The organism is Bradyrhizobium diversitatis, assembly GCF_016031635.1.
Classification (GTDB): Bacteria; Pseudomonadota; Alphaproteobacteria; order Rhizobiales; family Xanthobacteraceae; genus Bradyrhizobium; species Bradyrhizobium diversitatis.
Map to the genome: position 1 here is coordinate 58,258 of NZ_JACEGD010000015.1, position 26,054 is coordinate 84,311.

The 26,054-nt window shown below is 65.3% G+C and carries 23 protein-coding genes; 9 read left to right on the plus strand and 14 right to left on the minus strand.

Annotation, left to right across the window (positions count from 1 at the left end; genetic code table 11):
- Positions 1-35: 35 nt before the first annotated feature.
- From H1B27_RS17530 to H1B27_RS17540, 3 genes are all read right to left on the minus strand, one after another.
- Positions 36-1,040 carry a Gfo/Idh/MocA family protein gene (locus H1B27_RS17530; protein ID WP_197966888.1) on the minus strand — a complete coding sequence of 335 codons (1,005 nt, stop codon included), beginning with the start codon at positions 1,038-1,040 and terminating at the stop codon, positions 36-38.
- A 184-nt stretch (positions 1,041-1,224) separates the two neighbouring features.
- Entirely contained in the window at positions 1,225-2,637 is a 1,413-nt protein-coding gene (locus H1B27_RS17535; protein WP_197966889.1) for a mannose-1-phosphate guanylyltransferase/mannose-6-phosphate isomerase, read from the minus strand.
- A gap of 7 nt (positions 2,638-2,644) precedes the next feature.
- On the minus strand, positions 2,645-3,634 hold the full coding sequence (locus tag H1B27_RS17540; protein WP_197966890.1) for an SDR family NAD(P)-dependent oxidoreductase: 990 nt from the start codon (positions 3,632-3,634) through the stop codon (positions 2,645-2,647).
- A gap of 197 nt (positions 3,635-3,831) precedes the next feature.
- Between H1B27_RS17540 and H1B27_RS17545 the strand changes: the two genes are divergently transcribed.
- Together H1B27_RS17545 and H1B27_RS17550 are read left to right on the plus strand one after the other, a co-directional pair.
- Entirely contained in the window at positions 3,832-4,791 is a 960-nt protein-coding gene (locus tag H1B27_RS17545) for a lysylphosphatidylglycerol synthase transmembrane domain-containing protein (RefSeq protein WP_061878871.1), read from the plus strand.
- A complete protein-coding gene (locus H1B27_RS17550) occupies positions 4,788-5,807 on the plus strand; it encodes an MraY family glycosyltransferase (RefSeq protein WP_197966891.1) in 1,020 nt (339 codons plus the stop codon). The genes H1B27_RS17545 and H1B27_RS17550 overlap by 4 nt, the downstream gene beginning before the upstream one ends.
- On the opposite strand, the gene H1B27_RS17555 is transcribed toward H1B27_RS17550, so the two are convergent.
- The 5 genes from H1B27_RS17555 to rfaD form a co-directional block, all read right to left on the minus strand.
- Positions 5,795-6,742 (minus strand): NAD-dependent epimerase/dehydratase family protein, encoded by a 948-nt coding sequence (locus tag H1B27_RS17555; protein ID WP_197966892.1) that lies wholly within the window; start codon positions 6,740-6,742, stop codon positions 5,795-5,797. The genes H1B27_RS17550 and H1B27_RS17555 overlap by 13 nt on opposite strands.
- An 82-nt stretch (positions 6,743-6,824) precedes the next feature.
- Complete coding sequence (locus tag H1B27_RS17560; RefSeq protein ID WP_197966893.1) at positions 6,825-8,738, minus strand: nucleoside-diphosphate sugar epimerase/dehydratase; 1,914 nt, start codon at positions 8,736-8,738, stop codon at positions 6,825-6,827.
- Between the two features lie 84 nt (positions 8,739-8,822).
- Positions 8,823-10,109, minus strand: a complete 1,287-nt coding sequence (locus H1B27_RS17565) for an O-antigen ligase family protein (protein WP_197966894.1) — start codon at positions 10,107-10,109, stop codon at positions 8,823-8,825.
- Positions 10,106-11,590 carry a D-glycero-beta-D-manno-heptose-7-phosphate kinase gene (gene rfaE1 / locus H1B27_RS17570; RefSeq protein WP_197966895.1) on the minus strand — a complete coding sequence of 495 codons (1,485 nt, stop codon included), beginning with the start codon at positions 11,588-11,590 and terminating at the stop codon, positions 10,106-10,108. The genes H1B27_RS17565 and rfaE1 overlap by 4 nt, the downstream gene beginning before the upstream one ends.
- Before the next feature lie 11 nt (positions 11,591-11,601).
- Positions 11,602-12,582 (minus strand): ADP-glyceromanno-heptose 6-epimerase, encoded by a 981-nt coding sequence (gene rfaD, locus H1B27_RS17575; protein WP_131872936.1) that lies wholly within the window; start codon positions 12,580-12,582, stop codon positions 11,602-11,604.
- 162 nt (positions 12,583-12,744) lie between these two features.
- Here rfaD and waaF point away from each other — a divergent pair, with 162 nt between their 5' ends.
- The gene (gene waaF, locus H1B27_RS17580) at positions 12,745-13,836 is read left to right on the plus strand and encodes a lipopolysaccharide heptosyltransferase II (protein WP_197966896.1); all 1,092 of its coding nucleotides are present in this window, start codon (positions 12,745-12,747) and stop codon (positions 13,834-13,836) included.
- A 75-nt stretch (positions 13,837-13,911) separates the two neighbouring features.
- Here the strand turns inward: waaF and H1B27_RS17585 are convergent, their stop codons facing one another.
- Both H1B27_RS17585 and H1B27_RS17590 read right to left on the minus strand, forming a co-directional pair.
- Positions 13,912-15,462: a hypothetical protein gene (locus H1B27_RS17585; RefSeq protein WP_197966897.1), complete on the minus strand. Its 1,551-nt coding sequence runs from the start codon at positions 15,460-15,462 to the stop codon at positions 13,912-13,914.
- A gap of 469 nt (positions 15,463-15,931) precedes the next feature.
- The gene (locus tag H1B27_RS17590; RefSeq protein WP_197966898.1) at positions 15,932-16,969 is read right to left on the minus strand and encodes a glycosyltransferase family 4 protein; all 1,038 of its coding nucleotides are present in this window, start codon (positions 16,967-16,969) and stop codon (positions 15,932-15,934) included.
- Positions 16,970-17,095: 126 nt separating this feature from the next.
- On the opposite strand from H1B27_RS17590, the gene galE reads away from it, so the two are divergent.
- The 3 genes from galE (at position 17,096) to H1B27_RS17605 (ending at position 20,772) form a co-directional block, all read left to right on the plus strand.
- Positions 17,096-18,109, plus strand: coding sequence for a UDP-glucose 4-epimerase GalE (gene galE, locus H1B27_RS17595; protein WP_197966899.1), 1,014 nt, complete (start codon positions 17,096-17,098; stop codon positions 18,107-18,109).
- 118 nt (positions 18,110-18,227) lie between these two features.
- The gene (locus H1B27_RS17600; protein WP_197966900.1) at positions 18,228-20,036 is read left to right on the plus strand and encodes an ABC transporter ATP-binding protein; all 1,809 of its coding nucleotides are present in this window, start codon (positions 18,228-18,230) and stop codon (positions 20,034-20,036) included.
- A 34-nt stretch (positions 20,037-20,070) separates the two neighbouring features.
- A complete protein-coding gene (locus H1B27_RS17605; RefSeq protein WP_061878860.1) occupies positions 20,071-20,772 on the plus strand; it encodes a fumarylacetoacetate hydrolase family protein in 702 nt (233 codons plus the stop codon).
- A gap of 62 nt (positions 20,773-20,834) precedes the next feature.
- Here H1B27_RS17605 and H1B27_RS17610 read toward each other — a convergent pair whose 3' ends face one another.
- From H1B27_RS17610 to H1B27_RS17625, 4 genes are all read right to left on the minus strand, one after another.
- Positions 20,835-21,293 carry a YybH family protein gene (locus H1B27_RS17610; protein WP_197966901.1) on the minus strand — a complete coding sequence of 153 codons (459 nt, stop codon included), beginning with the start codon at positions 21,291-21,293 and terminating at the stop codon, positions 20,835-20,837.
- Positions 21,294-21,305: 12 nt separating this feature from the next.
- On the minus strand, positions 21,306-22,235 hold the full coding sequence (locus H1B27_RS17615) for an aspartyl/asparaginyl beta-hydroxylase domain-containing protein (protein ID WP_197966902.1): 930 nt from the start codon (positions 22,233-22,235) through the stop codon (positions 21,306-21,308).
- A gap of 146 nt (positions 22,236-22,381) precedes the next feature.
- On the minus strand, positions 22,382-22,537 hold the full coding sequence (locus tag H1B27_RS17620) for a hypothetical protein (RefSeq protein ID WP_162832013.1): 156 nt from the start codon (positions 22,535-22,537) through the stop codon (positions 22,382-22,384).
- 146 nt (positions 22,538-22,683) lie between these two features.
- On the minus strand, positions 22,684-23,607 hold the full coding sequence (locus H1B27_RS17625) for a LysR family transcriptional regulator (protein ID WP_197966903.1): 924 nt from the start codon (positions 23,605-23,607) through the stop codon (positions 22,684-22,686).
- Between the two features lie 213 nt (positions 23,608-23,820).
- On the opposite strand from H1B27_RS17625, the gene H1B27_RS17630 reads away from it, so the two are divergent.
- Genes H1B27_RS17630 through H1B27_RS17640 form a run of 3 tightly spaced genes read left to right on the plus strand, consistent with a single transcriptional unit; the run spans position 23,821 to position 26,036 of the window.
- Entirely contained in the window at positions 23,821-24,531 is a 711-nt protein-coding gene (locus tag H1B27_RS17630) for an SDR family NAD(P)-dependent oxidoreductase (RefSeq protein ID WP_197966904.1), read from the plus strand.
- A 16-nt stretch (positions 24,532-24,547) separates the two neighbouring features.
- Positions 24,548-24,778, plus strand: coding sequence for a tautomerase family protein (locus H1B27_RS17635; protein WP_197966905.1), 231 nt, complete (start codon positions 24,548-24,550; stop codon positions 24,776-24,778).
- Positions 24,779-24,806: 28 nt separating this feature from the next.
- On the plus strand, positions 24,807-26,036 hold the full coding sequence (locus tag H1B27_RS17640; protein WP_197966906.1) for a YbfB/YjiJ family MFS transporter: 1,230 nt from the start codon (positions 24,807-24,809) through the stop codon (positions 26,034-26,036).
- Positions 26,037-26,054: the final 18 nt, after the last annotated feature.

Here is a 26,054-nt window from a genome sequence, read left to right on the forward strand (position 1 = left end):
CCTTGTGACGTTTGAGCGGTCGACATGGAAAAGGGTCAGCCGGCGACGCGGCGCGGAGCCTTGCGGACAGGCGCCGTCGCCGCAGGCCGCGACGGCGTTTCGAGACATTGCGTGGCGATCTCGAGGCTGGCGACGCCTTCATCGCCCGTTACCGCCGGCGTATCGCCATGGCGCACCGCCTTGAGGAACGCGATCAGCTCGGCGCGCAGCGGCTCATCGTGGCCGACCGGCAGATGCCGCATCGAGTAGCTGCCGTCGGGCTTGAAGCCGAAGCACTCGGTGACCTGGCGCGTGAGCAGATCGCCCATCACGTATTTGCCGCGCGTGGCGACCGTGACGCTGCGCGCCTTGAACGGCGTCAGCCAGTTGGTGTTGATGTGGGCGAGCACGCCGTTGGCGGTGCGGAACTGCAGGAGCGCGATGTCCTCGCGCTCGGCGACGGCGCTCGACAATTGCGGCTGCACCTCGACGATGTCGGATTCGGTGAACCAGCGGATCAGATCGATGTCGTGCACGGCAAGGTCGATGACGACGCCGACATTGGACATGCGCGGCGGAAACGGGCCGACGCGCGTGATGGCGATGGAGAGAATGTCCTCGCCCGCAATGGCCTGCTTGACCGCGGCGACCGCCGGATTGAAGCGCTCGACATGGCCGACCATCAGCGTCACGCCGGTCTTCTGTGCCGCGGCGACGATCTCGCGGCCCTCTTCCACGGTGGAGGCGATCGGCTTCTCGACCAGCACGTGGATGTTCTTGGCGATGCAGTCGAGCGCGACCTCGTGATGCAGATGGGTGGGCGCGGCGATGGTCACGGCATCGACGCCTTCGGCGAAGAGCTGGTCGAGCGTCTCGAAGCTTTCGCAACCGGCGAGCTCCGTTGCCCGCGCACGATGTGCCGCCGAGGGATCGACGACGCCGACGAGGCTGACGCCGGGTAGACCCGCAAGCACGCGCGCGTGGTTGCTGCCCATCACGCCGGCACCAATGACGCCGACGCGCAAGCCGGCCTTCGCCGGTGCAGATCCTTTGGAACTCATCTGAGCAAACCCCGATTCAACCCAAATCCCCGGCGCCTCTCCTAGCACGGCCGCCACATTTGTGGCGAATGCGGAGCTGGGAGCCCGGACACGATTTGATTCAAAAAGTTACACGTTCCCCGGGCCTTAAGCCGCAAAACATACCGTCTTCCCGGCCCGGGGCACATGATTCGGAGCTTGCTGGTTACGACCTTTGATAGTCGTCTTCAATCCGGATGATGTCGTCTTCCCCCAGATAAGAGCCGGTCTGGACCTCGATCAGCTCCAGCTGGATCTTGCCGGGGTTCTCCATCCGGTGCACGGCGCCCATCGGGATGTAGATCGACTCGTTCTCGTGCACCGTCTTCACGGCCTCGTTGACGGTGACCTGGGCCGTGCCCCGCACCACGATCCAGTGCTCGGCGCGATGATGGTGCTTCTGCAGCGACAGGCGCCCGCCCGGCTTCACCACGATGCGCTTGACCTGGTGACGCTCGCCATTGTCGACGGACTGATAGCTGCCCCAGGGCCGGTGCACCTTGAGATGCTCCTCGGTGACCTTCGGCGCGACCGCCTTCAGCTTGGTCACCAGGCGCTTCAGGCCGTTGGCATCCTTCTGGCGCGAGACCAGGATCGCGTCCGCGGTGGCGACCACGACGAGATCGTCGACGCCTTCGAGCGCGACCAGCGCGGCATCGGTCGTGACGTTGCAGTTGCGGGAGTCCTCGAACACGGCGGTGCCATGCGCCGCATTGCCCTGCGCGTCCTTCTCCGACAGCTCCCACACAGCGAGCCAGGAGCCGACGTCGGACCAGCCGCACGACACCGGCACCACGGCCGCGCGCGCGGTCTTTTCCATCACCGCATAGTCGATCGAGATCGCCTTCGCCGCGCCGAACGCCTCCGGCTCCAGCGTGACGAAGCCGAGATCGCGGCCGGCATTGTTGACGGCGCTGGTGACGGCCTCGACGCTTCCCGCATCGACCCTGCGATATTCGTCGAGCAGCACGGCGGCCGGGAACATGAAGTTGCCGCTGTTCCAGAGATAGCCGGAATTGACGTAGTCGGACGCCTTCACCGCGTCCGGCTTCTCGACGAAGCGCGCAACCGCATGCACTTCGCCGGAAATCACCTCGCCCGGATTGATGTAGCCGTATTCGGTCGCCGGCCGCTCCGGCTTGACGCCGAAGGTGACGATGCGCCCGGCGCGCGCGGCGGTGAGGCCCTCGCGGCAGGCCGCGACGAAGGCGGCATTGTCCTGCACCACGTGGTCGGCGGCGAGCGCGAGCACGATCGCTTCGCTGTCGCGGTTCTGCGCGAACACCGCGCCCGCCGCGATCGCAGGGCCGGAATCGCGTCGCATCGGCTCGAGGATCACGTCGGCCTCGATGCCGATCTCGGCGAGCTGCTCCAGCACCATGAAGCGATAGGCCGCATTGGTGATGACGATCGGGCGATCGAACAGCGAGGGATCGGACACGCGCAGCAGCGTGTCCTGGAAGGTCGAGCGCGTGCCGAACAGCGGCAGGAACTGCTTGGGGCGAACCTCGCGCGAAGCGGGCCACAGCCGCGTGCCGGCACCGCCGCACATGATCAGGGGGAATATGCGTTTGTCCATCGTGATCTCAAACCTTGAAGTAGTCGCGATACCAGGTGACGAAATGATGGACCCCATGCTCGATCGGCGTTGACGGTGCAAAGCCGGTGTCGCGCATCAGATCCTCGACATCCGCGAACGTTTCCCGCACATCTCCCGGCTGCATCGGCAGCAATTCTTTGATCGCCGTCCGGCCCAGCTCCCGCTCCAGAAGACCGACGACGTGCATCAGCTCCTCCGGATGGTGGTTGCCGACATTGTAGAGCTTAAACGGCGCATTTGCGGCAGCCGGATCGTCCGCGGGCACAAGATCGATCAGCTTCGATACGACGCGGGTCACATCATCGATATAGGTGAAGTCGCGCCGCATCTCGCCATGGTTAAAGAGCCGGATCGGCTTGCCCGCCATGATGGCCTTCGCGAACAGAAATACGGCCATGTCGGGCCGGCCCCACGGGCCGTAAATGGTAAAGAAGCGCAGCCCCGTGACCGGCAGGCGGTAGAGATGGCTGTAGGACTGCGCCATCACCTCGTTCGCCTTCTTGGTCGCGGCATAGAAGCTGACGGGATGATCGGTGCGGTCTGCAACCGCAAATGGCAGTTTTGTGTTGGCGCCGTAAACGGAGGATGACGAGGCGTAGACGAGATGACGACAGCCGTTGTTGCGGCAGCCCTCCAGCACGTTGAGAAAGCCATGGAGATTGGAATCGGCATAGGCGTGCGGCTGCTCGATCGAGTAGCGCACGCCGGCCTGCGCCGCCATATGCACGACTTTGGCAAAACGATGTTGGGCAAACAGCGCCGCCATCGCCTCGCGGTCGGCGAGGTCGGCCTCGACGAAGGAGAAGCGGGAATCGTGCCTGAGCAGCGCCAGGCGCGCTTTCTTCAGCGCCGGATCGTAATAGCTGTTGAGATTGTCGAGCCCGACGACGGGACGGCCTTCGTGCAGGAGCTGCCGGGCGACGTGAAAGCCGATGAATCCGGCGGCACCCGTGACCAAAATCGCCTGATCCGTCATCCTGTTCCCTGGGGATCCCTCGCCCGGTCCTGTTTAGCCGCCAGCTCGATCGGGTCGCAATAGGCTCGCCGCTGCCCTCACAACACCCCAACGACGGCTATTGCAAGATCGGCGCCAAGACCATACCAAAGCGGCCGAATTCGGCGCCTCGCGTCGGGTTGCCTCAAATCTACGCAAACCCTGTCCATGCGGGCGAGATGCGCCGAATCCTGTTGTCGACGGCCAAGATCATGATTTCCGCGGCGCTGCTCTATCTGGCGCTGCGCAAGGTGGACCTGTCCGAATTGTTTTCGCGCTTCACCGTCACCAGCCTGTTCTGGATCGGCGTCGCGATCGCGGTTGCGTTCCTGCAGATCTTCGTCGGCGTGCTGCGCTGGCGCCAGATCAGCGCCGTCTGCGGCGCGCCGCTCGAGCTCAGCCGCGCCATGCGCTACAACGTGATCGGCTCGTTCTTCAACCAGACCCTGCCGTCGGCGATCGGCGGCGATGCGGTCCGGCTCTGGCTGGTCGCGCGCGCCGGTGCCGGCTGGCGTGCGGCGACCTACTCGATCTTCGTCGACCGCGCGATCGGCCTGATCGCGCTCGCGGTTCTCATCGTCGCCAGCCTGCCCTGGAGTTACACCCTCATCACCGATCCCCACGGGCGCTCGGCGCTGCTGCTCATCGACCTCGTGGCGCTCGCCGGCGGCCTCGGCTTCCTGATTTTCGGCGCGCTGAAATGGCCCTGGCTGAAGACCTGGTGGGGCACGCATCACATTCACGCCTGCGCGGTGATCGCCAATCGCGTGATCTTCAGCGGCACCCGCGGGCCGATCGTCGCAATCCTGTCGGTCCTCGTTCACGTGCTGGCCGTCGTCATCGCCTGGTGCGTCGTGCGGTCGATTGCGGCCCCGGTTCGCTTCAGCGACGTCTTTCTGCTGGTGCCGCCGGTGATGCTGATCACGATGATGCCGATCTCGATCGCCGGCTGGGGCGTGCGCGAAGCCACGATGAGCCTTGCGTTCGGCTTCGCGGGACTTGCCGCCAACGAGGGCGTCAACGTCTCGCTGCTGTTCGGCGCCGTGTACTTCATCGTCGGCGCCGTCGGCGGCCTGGTCTGGATCCTCAGCGCGGAGAAAGCCGCGCAAGGGTCGGCCCCCATCGGAGTGCCGGAGTGAGCTCGACCACCGAAGCGCTCGCCGGCGCGCCCTTGCTGCTTGCCGTTGCGATCGCCGCGCTGATCTCGGCGCTCGTCACCTGGACCAGCCGTCCCCTGCTCCAGCGCTACGCACTGGCGCGACCGAACGCGCGGTCCTCACATCGCATCCCGACCCCGCAGGGCGCGGGTATCGCGGTGATCGCCGCGACCCTGATCGTCGCCTCGCTCTGGGCCGTCTGGGCGAACGTCGCTATCCCGCCGGTGCTGATCGGCGCGACGGTGCTGATCGCGCTGGTCGGGTTTGCCGACGACATAAAGTCGCTGCCGGTGATCGTGCGGCTGGTGCTGCAGGCGGCCTGCGTCGGCGCAGTGGTGTTCACCGCGCCGGAGACCGCACGCATCGTGCCGGCGCTGCCGCTTGCGCTCGAGCGCGGCCTCATCGTCCTTGCCGGAGTCTGGTTCGTGAACCTCGTCAACTTCATGGACGGGCTCGACCTGATGACGGTGGCGGAAGTCGTGCCGGTCACCGCGGCGCTGCTGCTGCTGGGAATGCTCGGGGATCTCTCGTGGCCGGCCCTGCTGATCGCCGCCGCGCTGTGCGGTGCCATGCTCGGCTTTGCGCCGTTCAACCGCCCGGTCGCAAGGGTCTTCCTGGGCGATGTCGGCAGCCTGCCGATCGGCCTCTTGCTCGGCTGGTGCCTGCTGGAGCTCGCCTTCCGGGGGCAGACGGCCGCAGCGCTGCTGTTGCCCGCCTACTATCTTGCGGATTCCACCATCACGCTGTTCCGGCGCGTCATCAGGCGCGAACCGTTCTGGTCGGCACACCGCACGCACTTTTATCAGCGTGCAACCGACAACGGGTTCACGGTGAAGCGGGTGGTCGGCGAGGCATTCGCGCTCAATCTCGTGCTGGCATTGCTCGCCATCGTCACCGTTCGCGCCGGTTCGACGACGATCACGATCGTCTGCCTGTTCGCCGGCGCGGGCGTGGTCGGAGTCGTGCTGCGCCGTTTCTCCCGGCCTCAGGGCTCCTGATCCGAGACCGCCAGGCGCAGGCCCTCCTCGAGGGTGACCTGCGGCTGCCAGCCGGTTGCGATCGCCTTCGAAATGTCGAGCTCAAGCGAGCCGATCAGGCCGTCATGCATATCCTGCCGGCCCATCATGCGGAGGACCGCACCGAGCAGCTCTGACGGCATGCGGAACAGCCGGCTGCTCTTGCCGGAGGCTCGCGCCAGACATGCGATGAATTCAGGCGTCGAGACCCGCTCCCGGTCGGCCAACAGGAAGATCTCGAAATTGCCCCCCGGGTCGGGATGGCCGAGCCGGTACAGGATGAACGACGACAGGTTCTGCACGGAGAGAAAGTTGCGGCGATTGCGGATTGCCGCGAACGGCAACGGCAGTCCCAGCCTCACCGCCCGTGCCAGCAGCGGGAAATTGCCCTTGGCGCCCGCGCCATAGATGAGCGGCGGCCTGATCACCGAGATCTTCATTCCGCTGTCGCGCGCCAGCGCGCTCAAGCCCGCCTCGGCCTCCGCCTTGGACGTGCCATAGAGGCCACGCGGCGTCGGAACGTCGCTCTCGCGGAACGGTGCACGGCCTTCATTGGTCCGGCCGTGAACGAGGACGGTGCTGATGAAGATGAACTGGCGCACGCCGGCCGTCGCCGCGGAGCGCGCCAGATGCAGTGTGCCGTCGACATTGACGTCGCGGTAGAGCTGGACCGCGTGTTCATCGTTCTTGTAGTGCACGCGCGCGGCGAGATGGACGACGGCATCGACGCCTTCAAGCGCGGCCTGCCAGTCGGTTTCGGGGCCGATCGATCCGATCAGAACCTCGCCGTCGGCCCCATCCGCGCGGCGCACCGCGCGGCGGACCGACCACCCCGCCCGCGTCAGCGCAGGCACGATATGGCGGCCGAGGAAGCCGCTCGCCCCCGTCACCAGCGCGAGCGGCTTTGTCTCGCTCATCGTTGCTCCACCAGAACCGCGTTGCGCGACGATCCGCAGGCCGGAGCGGCACAGGCGACAATCTGACCTCGACGCTGCATGGTCAGGCCGCCGTCGACCCGAATTCGGGCACCGCATCCTTCAGGATGGTCCTGATGGTGGCGCGATCGTCGCGGGCGATCGCCTGCTCCAGCGCAGCAATCCATTTGCGCAGCGTCTGCATCGGCGGCTCGTTCGGCTGCGCGGCCATGATGCCGGGAACACCGATCTCGCGGGTCGGCTCCTCGGAGGCGAACAGGATCTCGTGCAGCCGCTCGCCCGGCCGCATGCCGGTGAACACAATATCGATGTCGTAGCCCGGCTGCAGTCCGGAAAGACGGATCATGCGCTCGGCGAGATCGACGATCTTGACCGGCTGGCCCATGTTGAGCACGTAGACCGAGACGTCAGGGCAATGCGTCCCGAGCGCATGCGTGGCCGCGGTGATGACGAGATCGCAGGCCTCGCGGATGGTCATGAAGTAGCGGACCATATCGGGATGCGTCACCGTCACCGGGCCGCCGGCCTCGATCTGCGCCTTGAACTTCGGCACCACCGAGCCGTTCGAGGCCAGCACGTTGCCGAACCGGACCGAGATCAGCCGCATCGGCGGCTTGGCGCCGCCGCTGCCTGCGGCGAGCTCGTGATCCAGCGCCTGACAGTACATCTCCGCAAAGCGCTTGGTCAGGCCGAGCATCGACACCGGCTCGATCGCCTTGTCGGTCGAGATCATCACCATCGCCCCGGCACCGGCCGCCACGGCGGCATCGGCAACATTGATCGAGCCGAAGATGTTGGTCTTGACGCCTTCGCTCCAGTCGCGTTCGAGGATCGGAACGTGCTTGAGCGCCGCGGCGTGGAACACGATGTCCGGCCTGAACTCCGCCATCAGGCGCATGATGCGCTCGCGGTCGCGAATGTCGGCGATCCGCCCTTCGATCTCAGCTGCCGCCCCCCGCGCGGCGAGCGCTTCCGTGATCGCGTAGAGCGCGGGCTCGGAGTTTTCCACGATCAGGAGCCGCGCCGCGCCGAAGGCGACGACGCGCTCGCAGATTTCTGCACCGATCGAGCCGCCGCCGCCGGTGACGATGACGGCCTTGCCCCTGATCAGCGCTTCCAGGCGCCCATAGTCGATCGTCTCGCTCGGCCGCAGCAGGAGGTCCTCGACCGCGACCGCGGTGAGCCGCGGCGTGTCGCCGCTCTCCAGCGAGGGCATGCGGTTGACGATCACTCCCAGCTTGCGCGCCCGCATCAGGATCGATTCCGGGTGTGCTTCCGGCTCGAATGCCGACGGTGTCATGATGAGGCGCGCGATCGCCTTGTTGCGCTTGGCGAAGTCCGCGATGACGTCCTCGACGTCGTCGATGCCGCCCAGCACCGGCAGGTTACGGATGAACTGGCCGCGATCCGCCATCGAGGGCGACAATACGCCGACGGGCCAGATGTGCTTGATGGCCCCGCTCTCGATGCCGCGCAGCAGCACCTCCGCATCCGCGGCGCGGCCGATCAGCAGCGTCGGGGCGGCATCGTTGCCCTTCGCGTGACGCCGCACCCGCGTATAGCGGAAGTAGCGATAGGCCATGCGCAGCGCGCTGAGGAACGCGATCTCCAGGAACCAGTAGAGAACGATCGTCACCTTGCCGAGGAAAAAGGCGCCGCGGACGTTGGGAGCGACGAAGATGTAGTCGAGCACGAGCAGGGCGACGGTGAGCACGGTCGCCGCGCGGATGATGTTCAGCGCATCCGGCAGCGAGATGAAGCGCCACTTCGTCGTGGTCAGGTTCAAGACGAAGAACACGACCACGCTGAAGGCAAGAAAATAGGGCAGGATCTGGAACAGCAGCGGCAGGCGCTCGAAGAAGTCTTCGCCACCCTCGAATCGCAGATAGAAGGCGGCAAAAAGCGCGGCAGTGGTCGCCAGCAGGTCGTGGAGCGCGATCAGGAAATTGCGCGAGGTAAGATGCGAAAGACGCGTCATCCGCCGACCGATAAAAACCCAGTTAGATGCAACCTGACCGCGCTGATAACCCATCTGGACAAGACTTGCCAGCCGCGCGACCGCTCAGGAACCGGCTTCCCTCATCTTCGCCTCGGCCTGTTGTGCCCGGATCACCATGCCGCCGGCAACGCCGACGCCGATGACGTACATCCAACCCTCGTGGAAGTCGAACAGATGCGAGTTGAACAGCGAGGTGAAGACGTTCTGCACCACGACCAGGAACCCGATCCAATTGGCAAGCCCATCGCCGCGAAACAACAGCAGATGCAGGATCCAGATCGTGTAGAGAACGGCGACGCCGATCAGACCCCATTGCACGGCAACATTCAACGTCTGATTGTGGGGGTTGCCGATCACTTCGGCTGACGCCTTGTGCTGACCGGCGGGCGTCGCGACGCGCTCGAACAACCCGCGGGTCGAACCGGTGCCGTGCCCCAGGATCGGCGCCTCCGCGAAGAAACCGAGCGACTTTCGCCAGAATTCGAGCCTCAGGCCCAGCGAGGTCGCCTCGCCCCTCTCCATATAGCGCGTGTAGTCGTCCGTAAACCTCTCGGCAGTATGGCGCAAATGCGGCGAGACCTGCCAGGCGAGAAAGGCGCCGGCGAGCAACGCGGCGGCGACGATCGCAATGCTGCGCCACCTGAGGTGAAGGAGCGCGAACACGCCGAACATGATCGGAATGGTGACGAGCGCGGTGCGCGACACCACCACGAAGGCCATGTTGACGAAGAAGCTGAGCGCAAGCGCCGTGAGCAGGGCGGCGAACCAATATCGCTTCTCCCGCAGCAGCATCACGATCGGATAGGCGAGCGCGACCGCGCAGAGCGTGAATTCCTGGCTCTGGTCGATGTAGTTCTTGACGAAGATGCCGCGCTCGGGCGGATCGGTCTTAAGCGCAAGATTGGGATAGAATGCGACCAGCCACGACATCACCGACAACAGGGCGCAGGACACCAGGAAGGCGACGAAGACCCACCGGCCGCGCGGCGAGCGCTCGAAATGATAGAGCAGGACCGGCAGCACGAGCAGCTTGACGGTCGGATTGACCGCATAGAAGCGTGCGCCCCAGGCCGCATCCGACCACAGCGTCCCCACCAGCGCGAGCAGCACCAGCGCGATCGGCGCCACACAGATCGGACGCTTCAGCGATTGCAGGAAGGCGCGGACGTCGAGGAACGGCACCATGCAGAGCAGCATCAGCGCGTTGAATATCCCCGCGAGCGACGTCGACCAGGGCAGCGACGCCGCGGTCAGGATCGCGAACAGGTCGACTGTCTCGCGCCAGGCCGCCGGACTGCGCAGGCGCCGCCGCAACATCTGGCCGGGAGTCTCCCCGGCAAGCGCCGTCACTTACCGCCTCCCCGGGCGCGATGAACCAGCGCCGTCGTGCTGAAGCCCTGGAGGATGTCGACCAGCACGACCACCCCGCCCGCGGCCTCGACCACCTCGTGGCCGACGACCTGCTCGCGGGTGTAGTCGCCGCCTTTCACCAGCACGCCGGGCTTGATCCTGGTGATCAGGTCGATCGGCGTGTCCTCCGCGAAGATGACGACGAGATCGACGGCCTCCAGCGCGGCGAGCACCTCGGCACGCGCGCGCTCGTCCTGCACCGGACGATCGGCGCCCTTCAGCCGCCGCACCGAGGCGTCGCTGTTGAGCCCCACGATCAGGCGGTCGCAGGCGGCGCGCGCCGCGGTCAGCACCTTGACGTGACCGGGATGGAGGATGTCGAAACAGCCATTGGTGAAGCCGACGCGCTGGCCCTGCCTCTTCCATTCGGCGAGCTGGGCATCGAGCGCAGCCGGATCGAGCACGATCTTCTCCTCGGCCGCGAGGGTGGCATGCGGCAGGATCTTTCGGCGCAGCTCGGCCGCGCTCACGCTGGCGGTGCCCTGCTTGCCGACGGCGACGGCGGCGGCGGCATTGGCCACGCGCAGCGCCGTATCCCAGTCCGCGCCGGCCGCAAGCGATACTGCGAGCGCGGCGGCGACGGTGTCACCGGCGCCGGAGACGTCGCGCACCTTCACCGGGAAGGCCGGAACGTGCACGGCCCCGCCATTGCGCGGTACCAGCGTCATGCCGTGCTCGCCCTGCGTGACCAGGATCGCCTCGCAATCGGCGAGCCGCATCACGTCCTCGCTGGCCTCGACGATGCTCTGCACCGTCTCGGCACGGCTGCGGGTCGCCTCCGAGAATTCCTTGCGATTGGGCGTGAGCAGCGTGGCACCGCGATAGATCGCCCAGTTCAGGCTCTTGGGATCGACCACCACGGGCTTGCCGAGCTTTCGCGCAGCGTCGATGGTGTGGCGGATCACGCGCGCGGTCAGCACGCCCTTGGCGTAGTCGGACAGCAGCACGATGTCGGCGCGCGCGATCTGCGGCAGGATCGCGTCGATCAGTTTGGTTTCGATGTCATCGGAAGCAGGCGCCGCCTGCTCCCAATCCGCGCGCAGCATGTGCGTGGAAAAATGCTCGGAGACGAAGCGGGCTTTTCGCGTGGTCGGCCGCGAGGGATCGCACACCAGCACGCTCTCGATACCGGCCTGCTCACCCAGCGCCGATGCCAGCCGCCTGCCCGCATCGTCCTCGCCGATGAGGCCGACGAAGATGCAGCGTGCGCCGAGCGACGCGACATTGCGCGCGACGTTGCCGGCGCCGCCGATGTGAATCTCGCTGCGCTGGGCCGTGATGACAGGCGTCGGCGCTTCCGGCGAGATCCGCGACACCTCGCCATAGACGAACTCGTCCAGCATGATGTCGCCGATGCAAAGCACCGTGCGGCCTGAGATCGTTTGCGCGAAGGCGTCGAAATCAAGAATGGGGGTCGCCATGATCAAAGGCCTCAGCGGAAGCGGTCGGGCCGGTCGAGATAATCCCCGACATAGGCTTTGACCGCGTCCTCGAGCGTCGTGAATCCGCCGTTATAGCCGGCGCGGCAGAGGCGATCGACCTCGCTCTGGGTGAAGTATTGATAGCTGTTGCGGATGCTCTCGGGCATGTCGATGTATTCGATGTTGGGCCTGGTGCCGAGCGCAGCGTAGGCAGCCAGCATCAGATCCCTGAAGCTGCGCGCCTTGCCGGTGCCGACGTTGAACAGGCCGGACACCGACGGCGTCGCCAGCAGCCACATGACCACGCGCACGACGTCGTCGACATAGATGAAGTCGCGGCGCTGGTCGCCGTCTTCGATGCCCTCGCGATGCGACTTGAACAGCTGCACGACGCGGCCCGCCTTGACGTCGTCGAAGCGCCGCGCCAGCACGCTCATCATCGAGCCCTTGTGGTATTCGTTGGGGCCGAACACGTTGAAGAATTTCAGCCCGGCCCATTGCGGCGGCAGCGGATCGCCGTTCGCCACGCGCGCGGCGACCGCGAGATCGAACATGTGCTTGCTCCAGCCGTAGAGATTCATCGGCCGCAATTTTTTCAGTGCCGGTAGCGAAGCGTCGTCGCCGAAGCCGGCCTCGCCGTCGCCATAGGTCGCCGCCGAGGATGCATAGATGAACGGCACCGCGTTCATCGTGCACCAGTCCAGCAGGCGCATCGACAGGCGGAAATTGGTCTCGAACACGAGGTCGCCGTCGGTCGCGGTGGTCGCGGAGATCGCCCCGAGATGGATCATGGCCTCCAACTTGCGGCCCTTAAGCCAGTCGGGCAGTTCGGCCGGGGGAACGATATCCACAAGCTGCCGCTTGGCGAGGTTGCGCCACTTGCCCTCGGTGCCGAGCAGGTCGCAGACCACGACGTCGCTGCGGCCGGCTTGGTTCAGCGCGGCCACGACATTCGATCCGATAAAACCGGCCCCGCCGGTCACCAGCAACATTCCAACTACCTGCCCGCTTTTCTTAGTGCCCGGTCCTGCCGTAGCGCATGATCCGCCAAAGTGTAAGCGGTTTTGGGATCGTCGCTTCTGCCGGCTTTACCTGCCGGCCGGGAGCGGCTACCGAACCGCCAACATCAGCACGCCGTCGGTTCTCATTAACGAATGAATATTGATTCGCAATTTGTTGGAGATGCAGACCGGAGCGACACCCGCCCGATCCTGATCATTCCCTACATGTGGATCGGCGATTTCGTGCGGAATCATACCGTCGTGCGGGTCCTGAAGGAGCGCTGGCCGAACCGGCCGGTCGATCTCCTGACCACGTCGCTGTGCGCCCCGCTGATCGATTACATGCCCGGCGTGCGCGCCGGCATCGTCTGGGACCTGCCGCGCAGCAGGCTCGCAATGGGCCGCCAGCTCGGTCTGGCAGAACTCCTTCGGAAACGGAATTACGGTACCGCCCTGGTGCTGCCCAGGACCTGGAAGGCAGCGATCGCGCCGGCGCTGGCCGGTATTCCTGAACGGGTCGGCTTCGTCGGCGAGTTTCGGTTCGGCCTCATCAACCGCTGGCGCTGGGGCGAGAAGAGACTGCCCCGCTTCATCGACAAGAACGCCGCGCTGGCCCAGCCCGACGGCGCCCCCCTGCCTCCGGAATGGCCGGTGCCGCAACTGCGGGTCCCGGCCGAGGAGATCGTCCGCTGGCGCGAGGCCAACGGCCTCAGCGGCGGAGCCGCCGTGGCGCTCGCCCCGGGCTCGGTCGGGGTCTCAAAACGCTGGACCTACTATCCCGAGGCTGCCCGCCTCCTGGTCGAGCGTGGCCTGGAGGTCTGGGTGGTCGGCGGCCCCGCCGAAAAGGGCTTGGCCCAGGAGATCGTCGCCGCGGGCGGCAAGGGGACCGCTGGCGGCCCCGGGGTCCGGGACCTTACCGGCACCGATCTGCGCAACGGCGTCCTCGCCATGGCCGCGGCCGGCGTCGCCATCTCCAACGATTCCGGCCTGATGCACGTCGCCGCCGCCCTGGACACGCCCACCATGGGCATCTTCGGCCCCACCAGCCCCTACCTCTGGGCGCCCCTCAACAGCCTTGCGGCAACAGTGGTGCAGGACAAGGAAATGCTGCCCTGCCAGCCCTGCCAGAGCACGATCTGCAAGATGAACGACCACAGGTGCATGCGGGATCTCGCGGCATCAGAAGTGGTGGGAATTGCGGAGAGGGTGCTGGGTGAGGCCGGGGCGCACAAGCGCCAAAGTTGACCCCTTAAATCCGCCGCTCGCTTGCTTGTGACGTTGACACGACCTTGCGAAACCATGGCGGCAGAGCCGCAGGCATCACTTCGTGCGCGTACGAAATTCCCGCTGATAGCAGACACGCAAACGGGCGTTTTTGGAATCCTGGCAGAGTGCGGACGAGTACGGGTTCGTATCCTCGGCTGGATAGTGCTCGAGCATCACGTTCAGCGACTGCACCATCTCCTGCTGCCCCTTGGCGCTATGGGCGATCCGCTTGAACATGTCGGGCAGCAGCGGCTTCAGGGCTTGATAGGTGTCTGAGGGCAGCTTGTCGGTCTCTATCGATGCGGCAAAGGCGTGCTGCTTCAGCGCCAACCGGATCAGCTCGATATCGTCCTGATTGAGTTGTCCGTTCTTGAGCCTTGCACTGAGGAAACTTGCGACGAGTTTCGACTGAGTCGTTGGAATCAATCCAGCTCCGTAGTCCTGTCTCAGGATGGCATTCACTGTGGCCCGGTCATTCTCCGATGTGGGCGCGGAAGACAGACGGGCCGGTTTGGATCCCGGCACCACCGGGAAGCCATAACGGCGATTAATCATCTCGAACGGATCCGCGCGGCTGTTTGCAAAAGGTTCGGTCGCCGCGGCGAGGCACAGATTGGGAATTTCACCTCCGCCACATCGTCTCGTCGTGAAATAGAACGGAACGCGCGCATTGCTCGCGTGCAGCGCCGTCCTGATCTCGGCCGGGACCAGGTTGCCGTCATGCTGCTCGGCAATCGTGATGGTGATCGGGGCGGATTCAATGTTGGCGAACGCGATATTCAGATCCGGACGAAACTGGCCATCGGCGCCCTGTACATCGAGAGGTTTGGACAATGACACGAGGACATCGGCTTCGCGCTGATCGACGGTGTCTTCGATCAAGCATCGGCCGCCGACGACCTCATGAACGAATTCAGCCGCGATGAGGCTCAGCGTCTCGGGACAGCTCTCGCGATGTTCGAGGTGAAATCTCCTCCAACGCGGCAGCCATGTGACTTCGACCATTCGCTGCATCGAGCCGTCAGGCCCTCTCTTTTGCGTCTCGGTGCTGATCATCCGGGCGCCACGCGCGTTATGGTCCCGGATAATGACGTGGTCGATATGCCCCTTGAACAGCAACTGCTGGCAAAGATCCGCGCAGGGCGGCGGAGGGGTCGGATCGTGGCTTTCGGGTTGCCGCCAATTCGTCCAGTAATTGTCCTGCTCGGGATACGGAAGCTCAAAGGAGCGCGGCTGGAACGACGATGGCACCGGACCCGTGATATCTGTCGCGAGCAGTTTCTCGAGCTGGCTTTGGCTGCGGTAATGAGGCAGCAACGCAGCCGCGGCGAGCACCGCCGCCACAACCGTGGCGCCAAGCAGGTTGCTTCCAAGGAATCGCGCCAGCAGATATCCGGGGAGTGCAGCGAGAGAGTAATAAAGCAACGTGGGAGCTGCGATCAGTATCTGCCCCGGGAGGATGAACAGCAACAGGCCGAGCGTGACCATCCCTGGGATGAGCGCGATCAATGTCAGTCCAATCAGGGCAAGGAAGGAAATGCCAACGAAGGGTGGCACCAAGGACAGCGCATTGAAGCGATCGGAAGGAGACATGCGGTCTGGCATTTGGCTTCGCTCGCGCAACGGCATCCATCTTCGCGGTCGCGGCGCGCAATTAGGTAGCATCCGCAGATGTCGTCAACCTCTAATGCGCCCGATGCCCAATTTTGCGTGAAACCGTACAATTTGCTCGCATGCGCGTAGCTGAACTGTAACGTTGACCGCGTCAACGGCGACGAGCTCGAAGTCACGTTCCTGCGTCAGAACGCCAAAAAAGAAACAGCGCGGCCAGACGCCGATTCGATCAAGTGGTGAATGGTCCGTTCGCCACGGCGCGCGGACTGCCGGCCCGCAGCTACGGTTAATCGGGCATTCTGGGACGATACCTGTCTAGCACTGTTTTGCCCGACGGGTCAAATCGACTTCGCAAAATCCGCAAGAGACCGCACCGACCGCCAAGCCATTGATTCTCCTAACCCCGGCTACTGTGCATGGGGTTGTTTCGCAGTTTTTGTTTGCGACCGGCGAAACCGCGTCAGAGCAGGGACCGATAGACCTCGCCGATCCGCGCCGCTTCGGCATCGAGGCTGAACTTCTCGAGCACGCGCCGGCGCCCCCGCTCGCCCATCGCTGCCGCAGCGGCCACATCGCGCATCAGCGGCTCCAGCGCCGCAGCGAGCGCGTCGGCATCACCCGGCGGACCCAGCACGCCGGTGACGCCATCCTCCACCACGAGCTCGGCCGCGCCGGCGCGCGACGCGACGAGCGCGCTGCCCGCCGCCATCGCCTCGATCAGCGTCAGGCCAAAACCCTCGTTGCGCGAGGTGAAGGCGTAGATCGTCAGCCGCTGATACCAGCGCTGCACCGCTTCGATCGGCAGCTCGCCTGTGATGACGATGCGCGATTGCAGGTTCGCTGCCTCGATCCGCTTCTTCAGGTCGTTGGCAAAGGGCGTCTGCTCGGGCGTGACCTGACCGACGATGACGGCGGAGAACTCAGGATAGCGCGGCAACAGGCGGCACATCGCATCGACGAACACGTCGGTGCCCTTCTGCGCCCGCACGCGGCCGAAGCAGCCGATGGCGTAGCGGCCCGGCAGCGCGGCTTCCGCGAAGGCCGCAGCGCGATCGGTCGGCGGCGCATAGACGTCGGTGTCGACGCCGTGCGGAATCACCGTCGCCTTCACCTTCAGGAACGAGGCCGAGACGTCGCTCGTTGCGATGATCGCGTCCATGCGCCGGATCAGCCAGCGCGTGATCCAGCTGTGACGCCGCTGCGCCGCCGAGGTGAACACGAGTTTCAGCGGCCAGCCGAGCGCGCGCAACGCGAGGCCTGCGATCATCTCGTTGTTGCGGCGCGCATGCCAGATCACGGGCCGCTTGCGGCGCCACAGTTTCAGAAAATCGGCAACACTCAGCCGCGCGATCCCCTCCGGCGCGTCCGATCCGAACCAGGCCGCGCGATACAGTTTCGCCAGCCGCGGCGCCACCATCCGGTTGGTCGCGGTGACCCCGGAATAGCGCCTGTGCAGATTTGGCACGATCAATTCGAGATCGCCGGGGAAACTCGCCACGTCACACTCCATTTCGCAAAGTCCCTATACGCAACATTAAGCATAGTGACCAGTTCAGCCGCGCCGATACCCCCTCTTCACCACGCAAGCGCTAGCTTCGCGCGTTGATCGAAGACGGGTGAGATCATGACTGTGCTAGTCACCGGCGGCGCCGGCTACATCGGAAGTCACACGGTCCTGGCGCTGGCGGAAGCCGGCGAGGACGTCGTCGTGATCGACGATCTCTCCACCGGTTTCTCAGCTTATCTGCCCGAAGGCGTGCCGCTGTTCATCGGCGATGCCGGCGATGAAAACCTGCTCGAAGGCGTGATCGCCCAGCACGACGTCGAGAGCATCATCCATTTCGCGGGCTCGGTCGTCGTGCCGGATTCGATGCGCGATCCGCTCGGCTACTACCGCAACAACTTCACGACCGCGCGCAACCTGCTCAACGTCGCAGTCAAGCGCGGCATCGGTCGCTTCATCTTCTCCTCGACCGCCGCCGTCTACGGCAATCCGGACCAGGTGCCGGTGCCCGAGCACGCGCCGACGCGGCCGCTGTCGCCCTACGGCTCGTCGAAGCTGATGACCGAGATCATGCTGCATGACGTCGCCGCCGCCTACGGCATGCAATATGTGACGTTGCGTTACTTCAACGTCGCCGGCGCCGACCCGCAGGCGCGCATCGGGCTCGCCACCGTCGGCGCCACGCATCTGCTCAAGATCGCGGTGGAAGCGGCGACCGGCCAGCGCGCCAAGATCGACGTGTTCGGCACCGACTATCCGACCCCGGACGGCAGCTGCATCCGCGACTTCATCCACGTCACGGACCTCTCGCAGGCCCACCGGTCGGCGCTCGCTTACCTGCGCAACGGCGGCGCCTCGACGACGCTGAATTGCGGCTATGGCCGCGGCTATTCGGTGCTGGAGACCATCGACGCCGTGCGCCGGGTGTCGGGCCGCAGCTTCGCCGTGCAGTACGCCCCGCGCCGGCCCGGCGACATCATGACCATGGTCGCCGACACCAGCCGCATCCGCAGCCTGCTCGATTGGCGGCCGCAATATGAGGACCTCGAGACCATCGCAGCCCATGCGCTGGCCTGGGAGGACAAGCTGTTCCGCGAGCGCCACGGCGAGCTCCGCCACGCCGCCTCCGCCTAGAATCATCCCAAGCGCAAGCCCTTAATTGGGCTTGAAAAACCGCAGCTGAGCGGGCACAGAGGCCCATCGATCCCTGACGCGCAGGCAGGTTTTGTCCCGCGCCGTCAATGGACACCGGATGGCCCAGTTTCCGAAGAAAATCACCGACGATCCCTACGCGGCAGCGGTCCTGATTCGCCGCCTGGTCACGGAACAGGGCATCGTCTACTGGCGGCGCTACCTTGTCGCCTTCGCGCTGATGGCGCTCGCCGCGGGCGCGACCGCAGGCGCGACCTATGTGCTCGGCCAGGTCATCAACCAGGCCTATGTCGACAAGAACATCCCGGGCATCGCGATGTTCTCGGGCATCACGGTCCTGTTGCTGTTCATCAAGGGCGTGGCGACCTACGGCCACATGGTGATCCTGACCAAGATCAGTAACGCGATTCTTGCCGCCAACCAGCGCCAGCTGTTCGCCAAGCTGATGCGCGAGAGCGTCGGCTTCTTCTCCGAGCGGCATTCGTCCGAGTTCCTGGCCCGGCTGACGGCGGGCGCCAAATCGATCACCGACGTGCTCAACATGCTGGTCAACGCCATCGGGCGCGACCTCCTGATGCTGCTCGCCATGATCGGCGTGATGGTATGGCAGGATCCGCTGATGTCGTTCATCGGCCTCGTCGCCGTGCCGCCGGCAATGCTGGTGCTGCGCAAGCTGGTCAAGCGTATCAAGGGCCTCGCCTTCAACCAGTTCACCGGCACCGCCGACATCATGGAGACGATGCAGGAATCGCTGCAAGGCATCCGCACCGTCAAGGCGTTCACGCTCGAAGAGACCATGCAGAAGCGGATCGACGAGAATATCGCGGTCGTCGAGCGCAACGCCAACAAGATGGCGCGCGTCGCCAACCGCTCCAACCCGCTGATGGAAATGCTCGGCGGCTTCGCGGTCGCCGGCTGCCTGATGTACGGCGGCTATGCCGTGGTCGCGCTCAACGCCACGCCCGGCGCGTTCTTCTCCTTCATGACCGCGTTCCTGATGGCGACCGAGCCGGCCAAGCGGCTGGCGCGGCTCAACATCGACCTCAACAGCCAGCTGGTCGGTGCGCGCATGCTGCTCGAAGTCGTCGACAGCCCGGCGAGCGAGCAGTCCGACGACGACAAGCCGTCGCTGAAGCTGTCGGATGCCCGTATCGAGCTGCGCGACGTCAGCTTCTCCTATCGCGACGGCGAGACCGTGCTCAACCGCATGAGCTTCACGGCCGAGCCCGGCAAGGTCACCGCGCTGGTCGGTCCCTCCGGCGGCGGCAAGTCGACCGTGCTGGCGCTGCTCTTGCGCTTCTACGAGGTGACGCAAGGCGACATCGTGATCGACGGCCAGTCGATCGGCGCGGTCTCGCGCAAATCGCTGCGGGCGCAGACCGCCTATGTCGGCCAGGACGTCTATCTGTTCCGCGACACCATCCGCAGCAACATCGCCTTCGGCCGGCCGGGCGCGAGCGAGGACGAAATCGTCGACGCCGCCAAGGCCGCCTGCGCGCATGATTTCATCATGGGCTTCCCGCTCGGCTACGACACGCCGGTCGGCGAGCACGGCACGCAGCTCTCCGGCGGCCAGCGCCAGCGCATCGCGGTGGCCCGCGCGCTGATCAAGAACGCGCCGATCATCCTGTTGGACGAAGCCACCGCCGCGCTCGATTCCGAATCCGAGCGGCAGGTGCAGGAGGCGATCGAGCACCTCTGCCGGAACCGCACCACCATCGTGATCGCACACCGCCTGCACACCATCATGCACGCCGACGCCATCCTGGTGGTCGAGGGCGGCGAGATCGTCGAGCAGGGCCGGCACGACGAGCTGCTCCGCCGCGGCGGGCGCTATGCCTCGTTCTTCCGGTTGCAGCATAGGGACAGCAGCCCCTTGGAGCTGGCGCCGATCAGCGCAACCGCCTAGAATTCTCTTCACCTCAAGAGCCGCGAGACCTTACATGAACGCCGCCTCCTACGTCATCCCGCTTCCGCCCCAGGCTTCGCTTCCCGTCGTCGGCGAGAGCGGCCGTTATCCGGTGCGCCGCATCTGGTGCGTCGGCCGCAATTATCTCGAGCACATCCGCGAGATGGGCAATGACGAGCGCGCCCCGCCGTTCTTCTTCGCCAAGCACGCCGACATGCTGGTGCCCGATGGCGCCACCATTCCCTATCCGCCGCTGACCAAGGACCTGCATCACGAGGTCGAACTGATCGTCGCGATGAAGAGCGGCGGCCTCAATATCCCCGCCGACAAGGCGCTGGACCACGTTTACGGCTACGCCGTCGGCATCGACCTCACCCGCCGCGACCTCCAGATCGCCTCGCGCAAGAAGGAGCGTCCCTGGGAGATCGGGAAGTCGTTCGACTATTCGGCGCCCTGCTCCGCGATTCAGCCGGCCTCGAAAATCGGCCATCCTTCCAAGGGCAAGATCTGGCTGACGGTCAACGGCAAGGAGGCGCAGAAGGGCGACCTCACCGAGCTGATCTGGAACGTGCCCGAGATCATCTGGCAACTCTCGCAGCAGGTGAAGCTCGCCGCCGGCGACATCATCATGACCGGCACGCCCGCCGGCGTGTCGCAGCTCCAACCCGGCGACAAGCTCGAATGCGGCGTCGACGGCGTCGGCACGCTGAAGGTGAGCATCGGCCAGCCGGAGTAGGCTGCACACATCTGGAATCAAAAGCCCCGGAGGGGGGAACCCATCCGGGGCTTTTTCTGTCTTTACCAAGCCTTCACCGGCCGATTGGCATGGCTCGTCTGCGGTACACCGCGATTGAGCGACATGTGCGAATGCACGCACAGCCAACCATCGCCATTTCTGGAAAACACCATCGTTGCGCGGCCGGGCCGCGCAAACGCGCTGCCATCGGGATGATAGCCCGTGCTCGTCCACGGCGCGATCACAGTCGCCATCGTGCCATCGGCAGACGCCAGAACGGAGGTCTGCTCGATAACAAAGCGGAAATCGGTCGTCTTCGGCCAGACGTTGTCCCACTGCGTCGAGACCCACTGATCAAGGCCGGGGATGACATCGTTGTGCGTGCCGAAGGCGAGCACGTCCGGATGGAAAAGCGGCCGCGCCGAAGCGTAGTCGACCTCGCGGACATAGCCCGCGAAGGTCTCCAGCCAGTTGCGGAAGAACTGCGTGATCTCCGCGTCAGCAATCGGCAGGGAGGTCATTGGCCGGATCATTCACCGTAGCGCCGACCACACGATGAGGCCGAGGATCAGCGCCGTCAGCGAGTATTTCAGCGTGTAGTAGACGTTGCGGTTCCACTCCTTGACCTTGCGGCTGGCGAGATGGATCTCGTAGAGCTTGCCGAACATCTTGTTGAGCACGCCGACATTCTCGCCATCGACGTTCTGAGTCGCCGACGCCTTGACGATGTGATGGCTGACCCAGCGGTTGATCGCGGTCATGAAGCCGTACTTCATCGGACGCTCGACGTCGCAGAACAGGATGATGCGGTTGGCGTCGGTCGCATTCTCGGCGCTGTGGATGAAGGTCTCGTCGAACATGAAGGCCTCGCCGTCGCGCCAGACGCATTCGACGCCGTCGACGAGAATCCGGCACTTGTTCGAGTTCGGGGTGACCAAGCCGAGATGGTAGCGCAGCGAGCCCGCGAAGGGATCGCGGTGGGCACCGAGCTTGCCGCCCGGGGGCAGCATCGCGAACATCGCGCCGTGCACGCTCGGGATCGCGTTCAGGAGCTCCACCGTCTTCGGGCACAGCGTGCGTGCCGAGGGCAGGAAGTCGTCGTACCATTTCAGGTAAAACCGCTTCCAGCCGCTCTTGAAGAACGAGTAGAAGCCCCAATCGTTGTTCTTCGCCGCGGCGCGAATGAAGCCTTCGTCGAACAGGCGCACCGCCTCGTCTCGGATGGTCTCCCAATTCTCGCTGAGGGGCTTCAGCTCCGGAAACTGCTCGACCGGGATCACCGGCTTGTTCGGCACGGCCGAGCCGGCGTACATCAGCACGTTGTAGGGCGCGAGATAGGTCGAGTGATCGCCGAGTTGGCGCGCGAAGCGCAGCCGTTGCTTGCCGCGGAAGTGAACGTAAATCGTCGAGGCCGCCAGCACATAAAGAATGACAAGTTGCGGCGCAAAAAGCTGTTTCAGCATTTCCCCAGTTCCCAAGTGAACCCAGCCGGGGACGTCATCTACTCCGGCCGGGCCCGAGCGACAAGATATTCACCGGAGGGTTGCAATCACGCTGGGGAGAGCGTTCGGCCGGGAACTCGGGGTTGAAAGGGCCGGAACCGGCCGAATCAAGCCCGCGACAGCGCCTGCAGCCCCTTGAAGGTCAGGCGTTTGGGATCGGTGACGCCGGCCAGGTAGAGGCGGCGGATGAAGGCGATGACGGCCTCGCGGTCGCAATCGGTCAGCGCGACGACGGCGTCGACCGCGATCTTCTGGGCTTCCATTGGGCTCACCTCGGCTTTGCGAGTAACCCCGGCCGAGACAGGCTAGGACTCATCCGTTAAATCGGCGTTAACCGTTTTGGAACCCTCGCCGATTCAGCCGGGCCGCCGTATACGCAAAACAACGCATTGCGGGGGCGCGAAGCAGCTCAGCGCGCCTTGATGCTCTTCTTCAGCAGCGCAAACTGCTTCTTCAGCCGGGGCACCGCGAAGTCGGTGAAGGCCCGCACCTTCGGCACCGAGAGCCGGCCCTGCGGGCAGATCAAATGCGCGGGCATCTCCGGGTCCTCGTCGCCGGCCAGGACGATCTCGAGCTCGCCGCGCGCGACCTGTTCGGCGACCTGGTACGAATACATCCGCGCCACGCCCCGCCCGGCGACGGCGGAGGCCACTGCCGCATAGGTGCTGTTGACGACGAGCCGCGGGGTGAACTGCACCGAGCGCGGCACCGATGAACCCGCCTGTGGCGCGAAGGTCCAGGAATTGGGCAGATGCGCCATGGCGACGATCTGGTGCTTGGCGAGATCGCCGGGCTCGGCGATGCGCGGATGCTGCTTCAGATAGCGCGGCGCTGCCACCACGACACGGCTGATCTCTCCGACCCGCATGGCAATCATCGCCGAATCCGCCAAGGGACCGATGCGAAGCGCGACGTCGATCCCCTCCTCGATCAGATTGACCGCGCGATCGAACAGCAGGAGCTTTGCCGACACGGTGGGGCAGGCATCGAGAAACGCATCCAGAATCGGCCGCAAGACCATCTCCCCCGAGACCACGGGAGCGGTGATCGTGAGCAGGCCGCGCGGCGCCGTAAGCGGTCCGGCCGCGATGTCGTCGGCTTCCTCTAGCTCGGCGAGCACACGGCGGCAGATCGCGGCATAGCGCTCCCCCTCCTCGCTCAGCTTGATCGAGCGCGTGGTCCGGTGCAGCAGTTCGGCGCCCACGCGTTCTTCCAGAAAGGCGATGGCCCGGCTCACCGCCGCCGGCGAGCGGCCGAGTTTGCGTCCTGCGGCGGCCAAGCTGCCTTCGTCCACGGCCAGGACAAACACTTTCATCGCATCCAGACGATCCATTCCCTTCCCGTCTTGCTCTGAGCTTCCGCTCGCAGGCTAGGCGTTCGCCGCAACCTCGACAACTACCGCCGTGCGCCGGCCCCGCATTCGTTCGCGCGGCGAAAGAGTGTGTGCCGGACAGCGGCTATTCGCGACCGGGCCGCCGCGGCGTACCTCAGCACGCAAGCCAGCCGCTGCTGGCGCAGATCTCAAAGCCAACAACAGGAGCCCATCATGGGTATCGAGCAGAAGGTCGCCATCGTCACCGGTGCATCGCAGGGTATCGGCGCCGCATTGGTGCAGGGTTTTCGCGATCGCAACTACCGCGTCGTCGCGACGGCGCGCTCCATCAAGCCGTCTGGCGACGATGACGTCCTCGCCGTTCCCGGCGACATCGCCGACCGTTCCACTGCCGAGCGCGTCGTCTCGCAGGCGATCGCCCGCTTCGGCCGGGTCGACACGCTGGTCAACAACGCCGGCACCTTCGTCGCAAAGCCGTTCACGCAATACACGGCCGAGGACTATGCCGCGGTGATGGGAACGAACGTCGCGGGCTTCTTCAACATCACGCAGCTCGCCATCGCCGAGATGGAGAAGCAGGGGTCCGGCCACGTGGTGCAGATCACGACCACGCTGGCGGATCAAGCCAATTCCAACGTGCCATCCGTGCTGGCCTCGCTGAGCAAGGGCGGGCTGAACGCTGCGACCAGATCGCTCGCGATCGAGTACGCCAAGCGCGGCATCCGCGTGAACGCGGTCTCACCCGGCATCATCAAGTCGCCGATGCATCCGGTCGCGACGCATGCGCAGCTCAGTGCGCTGCACCCGGTCGGCCACATGGGCGAGATGTCCGACATCGTCGATGCGGTCCTCTATCTCGAGGGGGCCTCCTTCGTCACCGGCGAAATCCTGCATGTCGACGGCGGCCAGAGCGCCGGCCATTGAGACGAGGAGAAGCACGATGCCCATCGTCACCATTCAAGTCACCCGCGAGGGAACGACGCCGGAAGCGGCGTCGCTCACTGCGGAGGAGAAGGCCGCGCTGATCAAGGGATCGAGCCAGCTCCTGCTCGACGTGCTCGGCAAGCCGCTCGATTCCACCTTTGTGGTGATCGAGGAAGTGGACACCGACAATTGGGGCTGGGGCGGCCTGCCGGTGCAGGAATTCAGGCGCCGCCGCGCCGCCCGATGATCCACGCCCCCTCGCGCAGGAGGATGACATGACCAACGCAGACACGAAGCGACATCTCGAGACCCATCCGCAACCGCGGCCGGGCTCGGCCTCACGAACAACCTGGCGGTATGCCGTGGCGGGTTTGTCCGCATCGCTGGTCGGGCTTGGCCTCGCCCGCTTCTCCTACACGCCGCTGATCCCGGCTTTGATCGCCGCAAAATGGTTCAGCGCATCCGACGTCGTCTATCTCGGCGCTGCGAACCTCGCCGGCTATCTCGCCGGCGCGCTCGCAGCACGAGCGCTTGCCACCCGCATCGGCGCGGTCCGCGCGTTACGGGCGATGATGCTGCTCGCCACCCTCTCCTTCCTCGCCAGTTCGGCCCCGCTGTCGTTCATCTGGTTTTTCGCGTGGCGCTTCCTCGCCGGCCTCACCGGCGGCATCATCATGGTGCTGGCGGCGTCCGTCATTCTGCCACATACATCGGCCGCACGGCGCGGCATCGTCGGCGGTGTGATCTTCGCAGGCGTCGGCCTCGGCGTCGCGGCATCGGGCACGCTGGTGCCATTGTTGCTGCAACAGGGTTTACAGCAGAGCTGGTATGGCCTCGGCGTGCTGTCCGCCCTGCTCACGCTCGCAAGTTGGTGGAACTGGCCTGCTGAGATCAAGGCCGATACTGCGCCTTCGCATCCAGCCAAACCTCATCGCGTCTCGCCGGCCGCCCGCGCGCTGCTGGTTCAGTACGGCCTCAATGCGGTGGCGCTGGTGCCGCACATGGTCTTCATCGTCGACTTCGTGGCGCGCGGCCTTGGCCAGGGCATTGCCGCGGGATCGCGCTATTGGGTGCTGTACGGTCTCGCCGCGATCGTCGGCCCGTTGATCACTGGTCATGTCGGTGACCGCTCGGGTTTCGGCCCGGCCTTGCGCGCGGCCTTCCTGATCGAGGCGGCAGCCGTGCTGCTGCCAACCGTCAGCACCGCGCCGGTTTCATTGATCGTGTCGAGCGTCGTGGTCGGCGGCTTCACGCCAGGCATCGTACCGCTGGTGCTGGGTCGCATCCATGAGCTCGTGCCTCACTCCAGCCTACAGCAACGCGCGATATGGAGCCATGCCACCACCAGCTTTGCGCTGTTCCAGGCGACCGCCGCTTACGGCTTCTCCTGGATCTACGCCCAGACGGGCGGCGACTACCTGTTGCTGTTCGGCCTCGGCGGCGGCGCCGCGGTGCTGGCGCTCGCGATCGATCTTGGGTTCGCGCTCACCACACGCAAGGCATAGAGGCGATCAGCGGCGCGA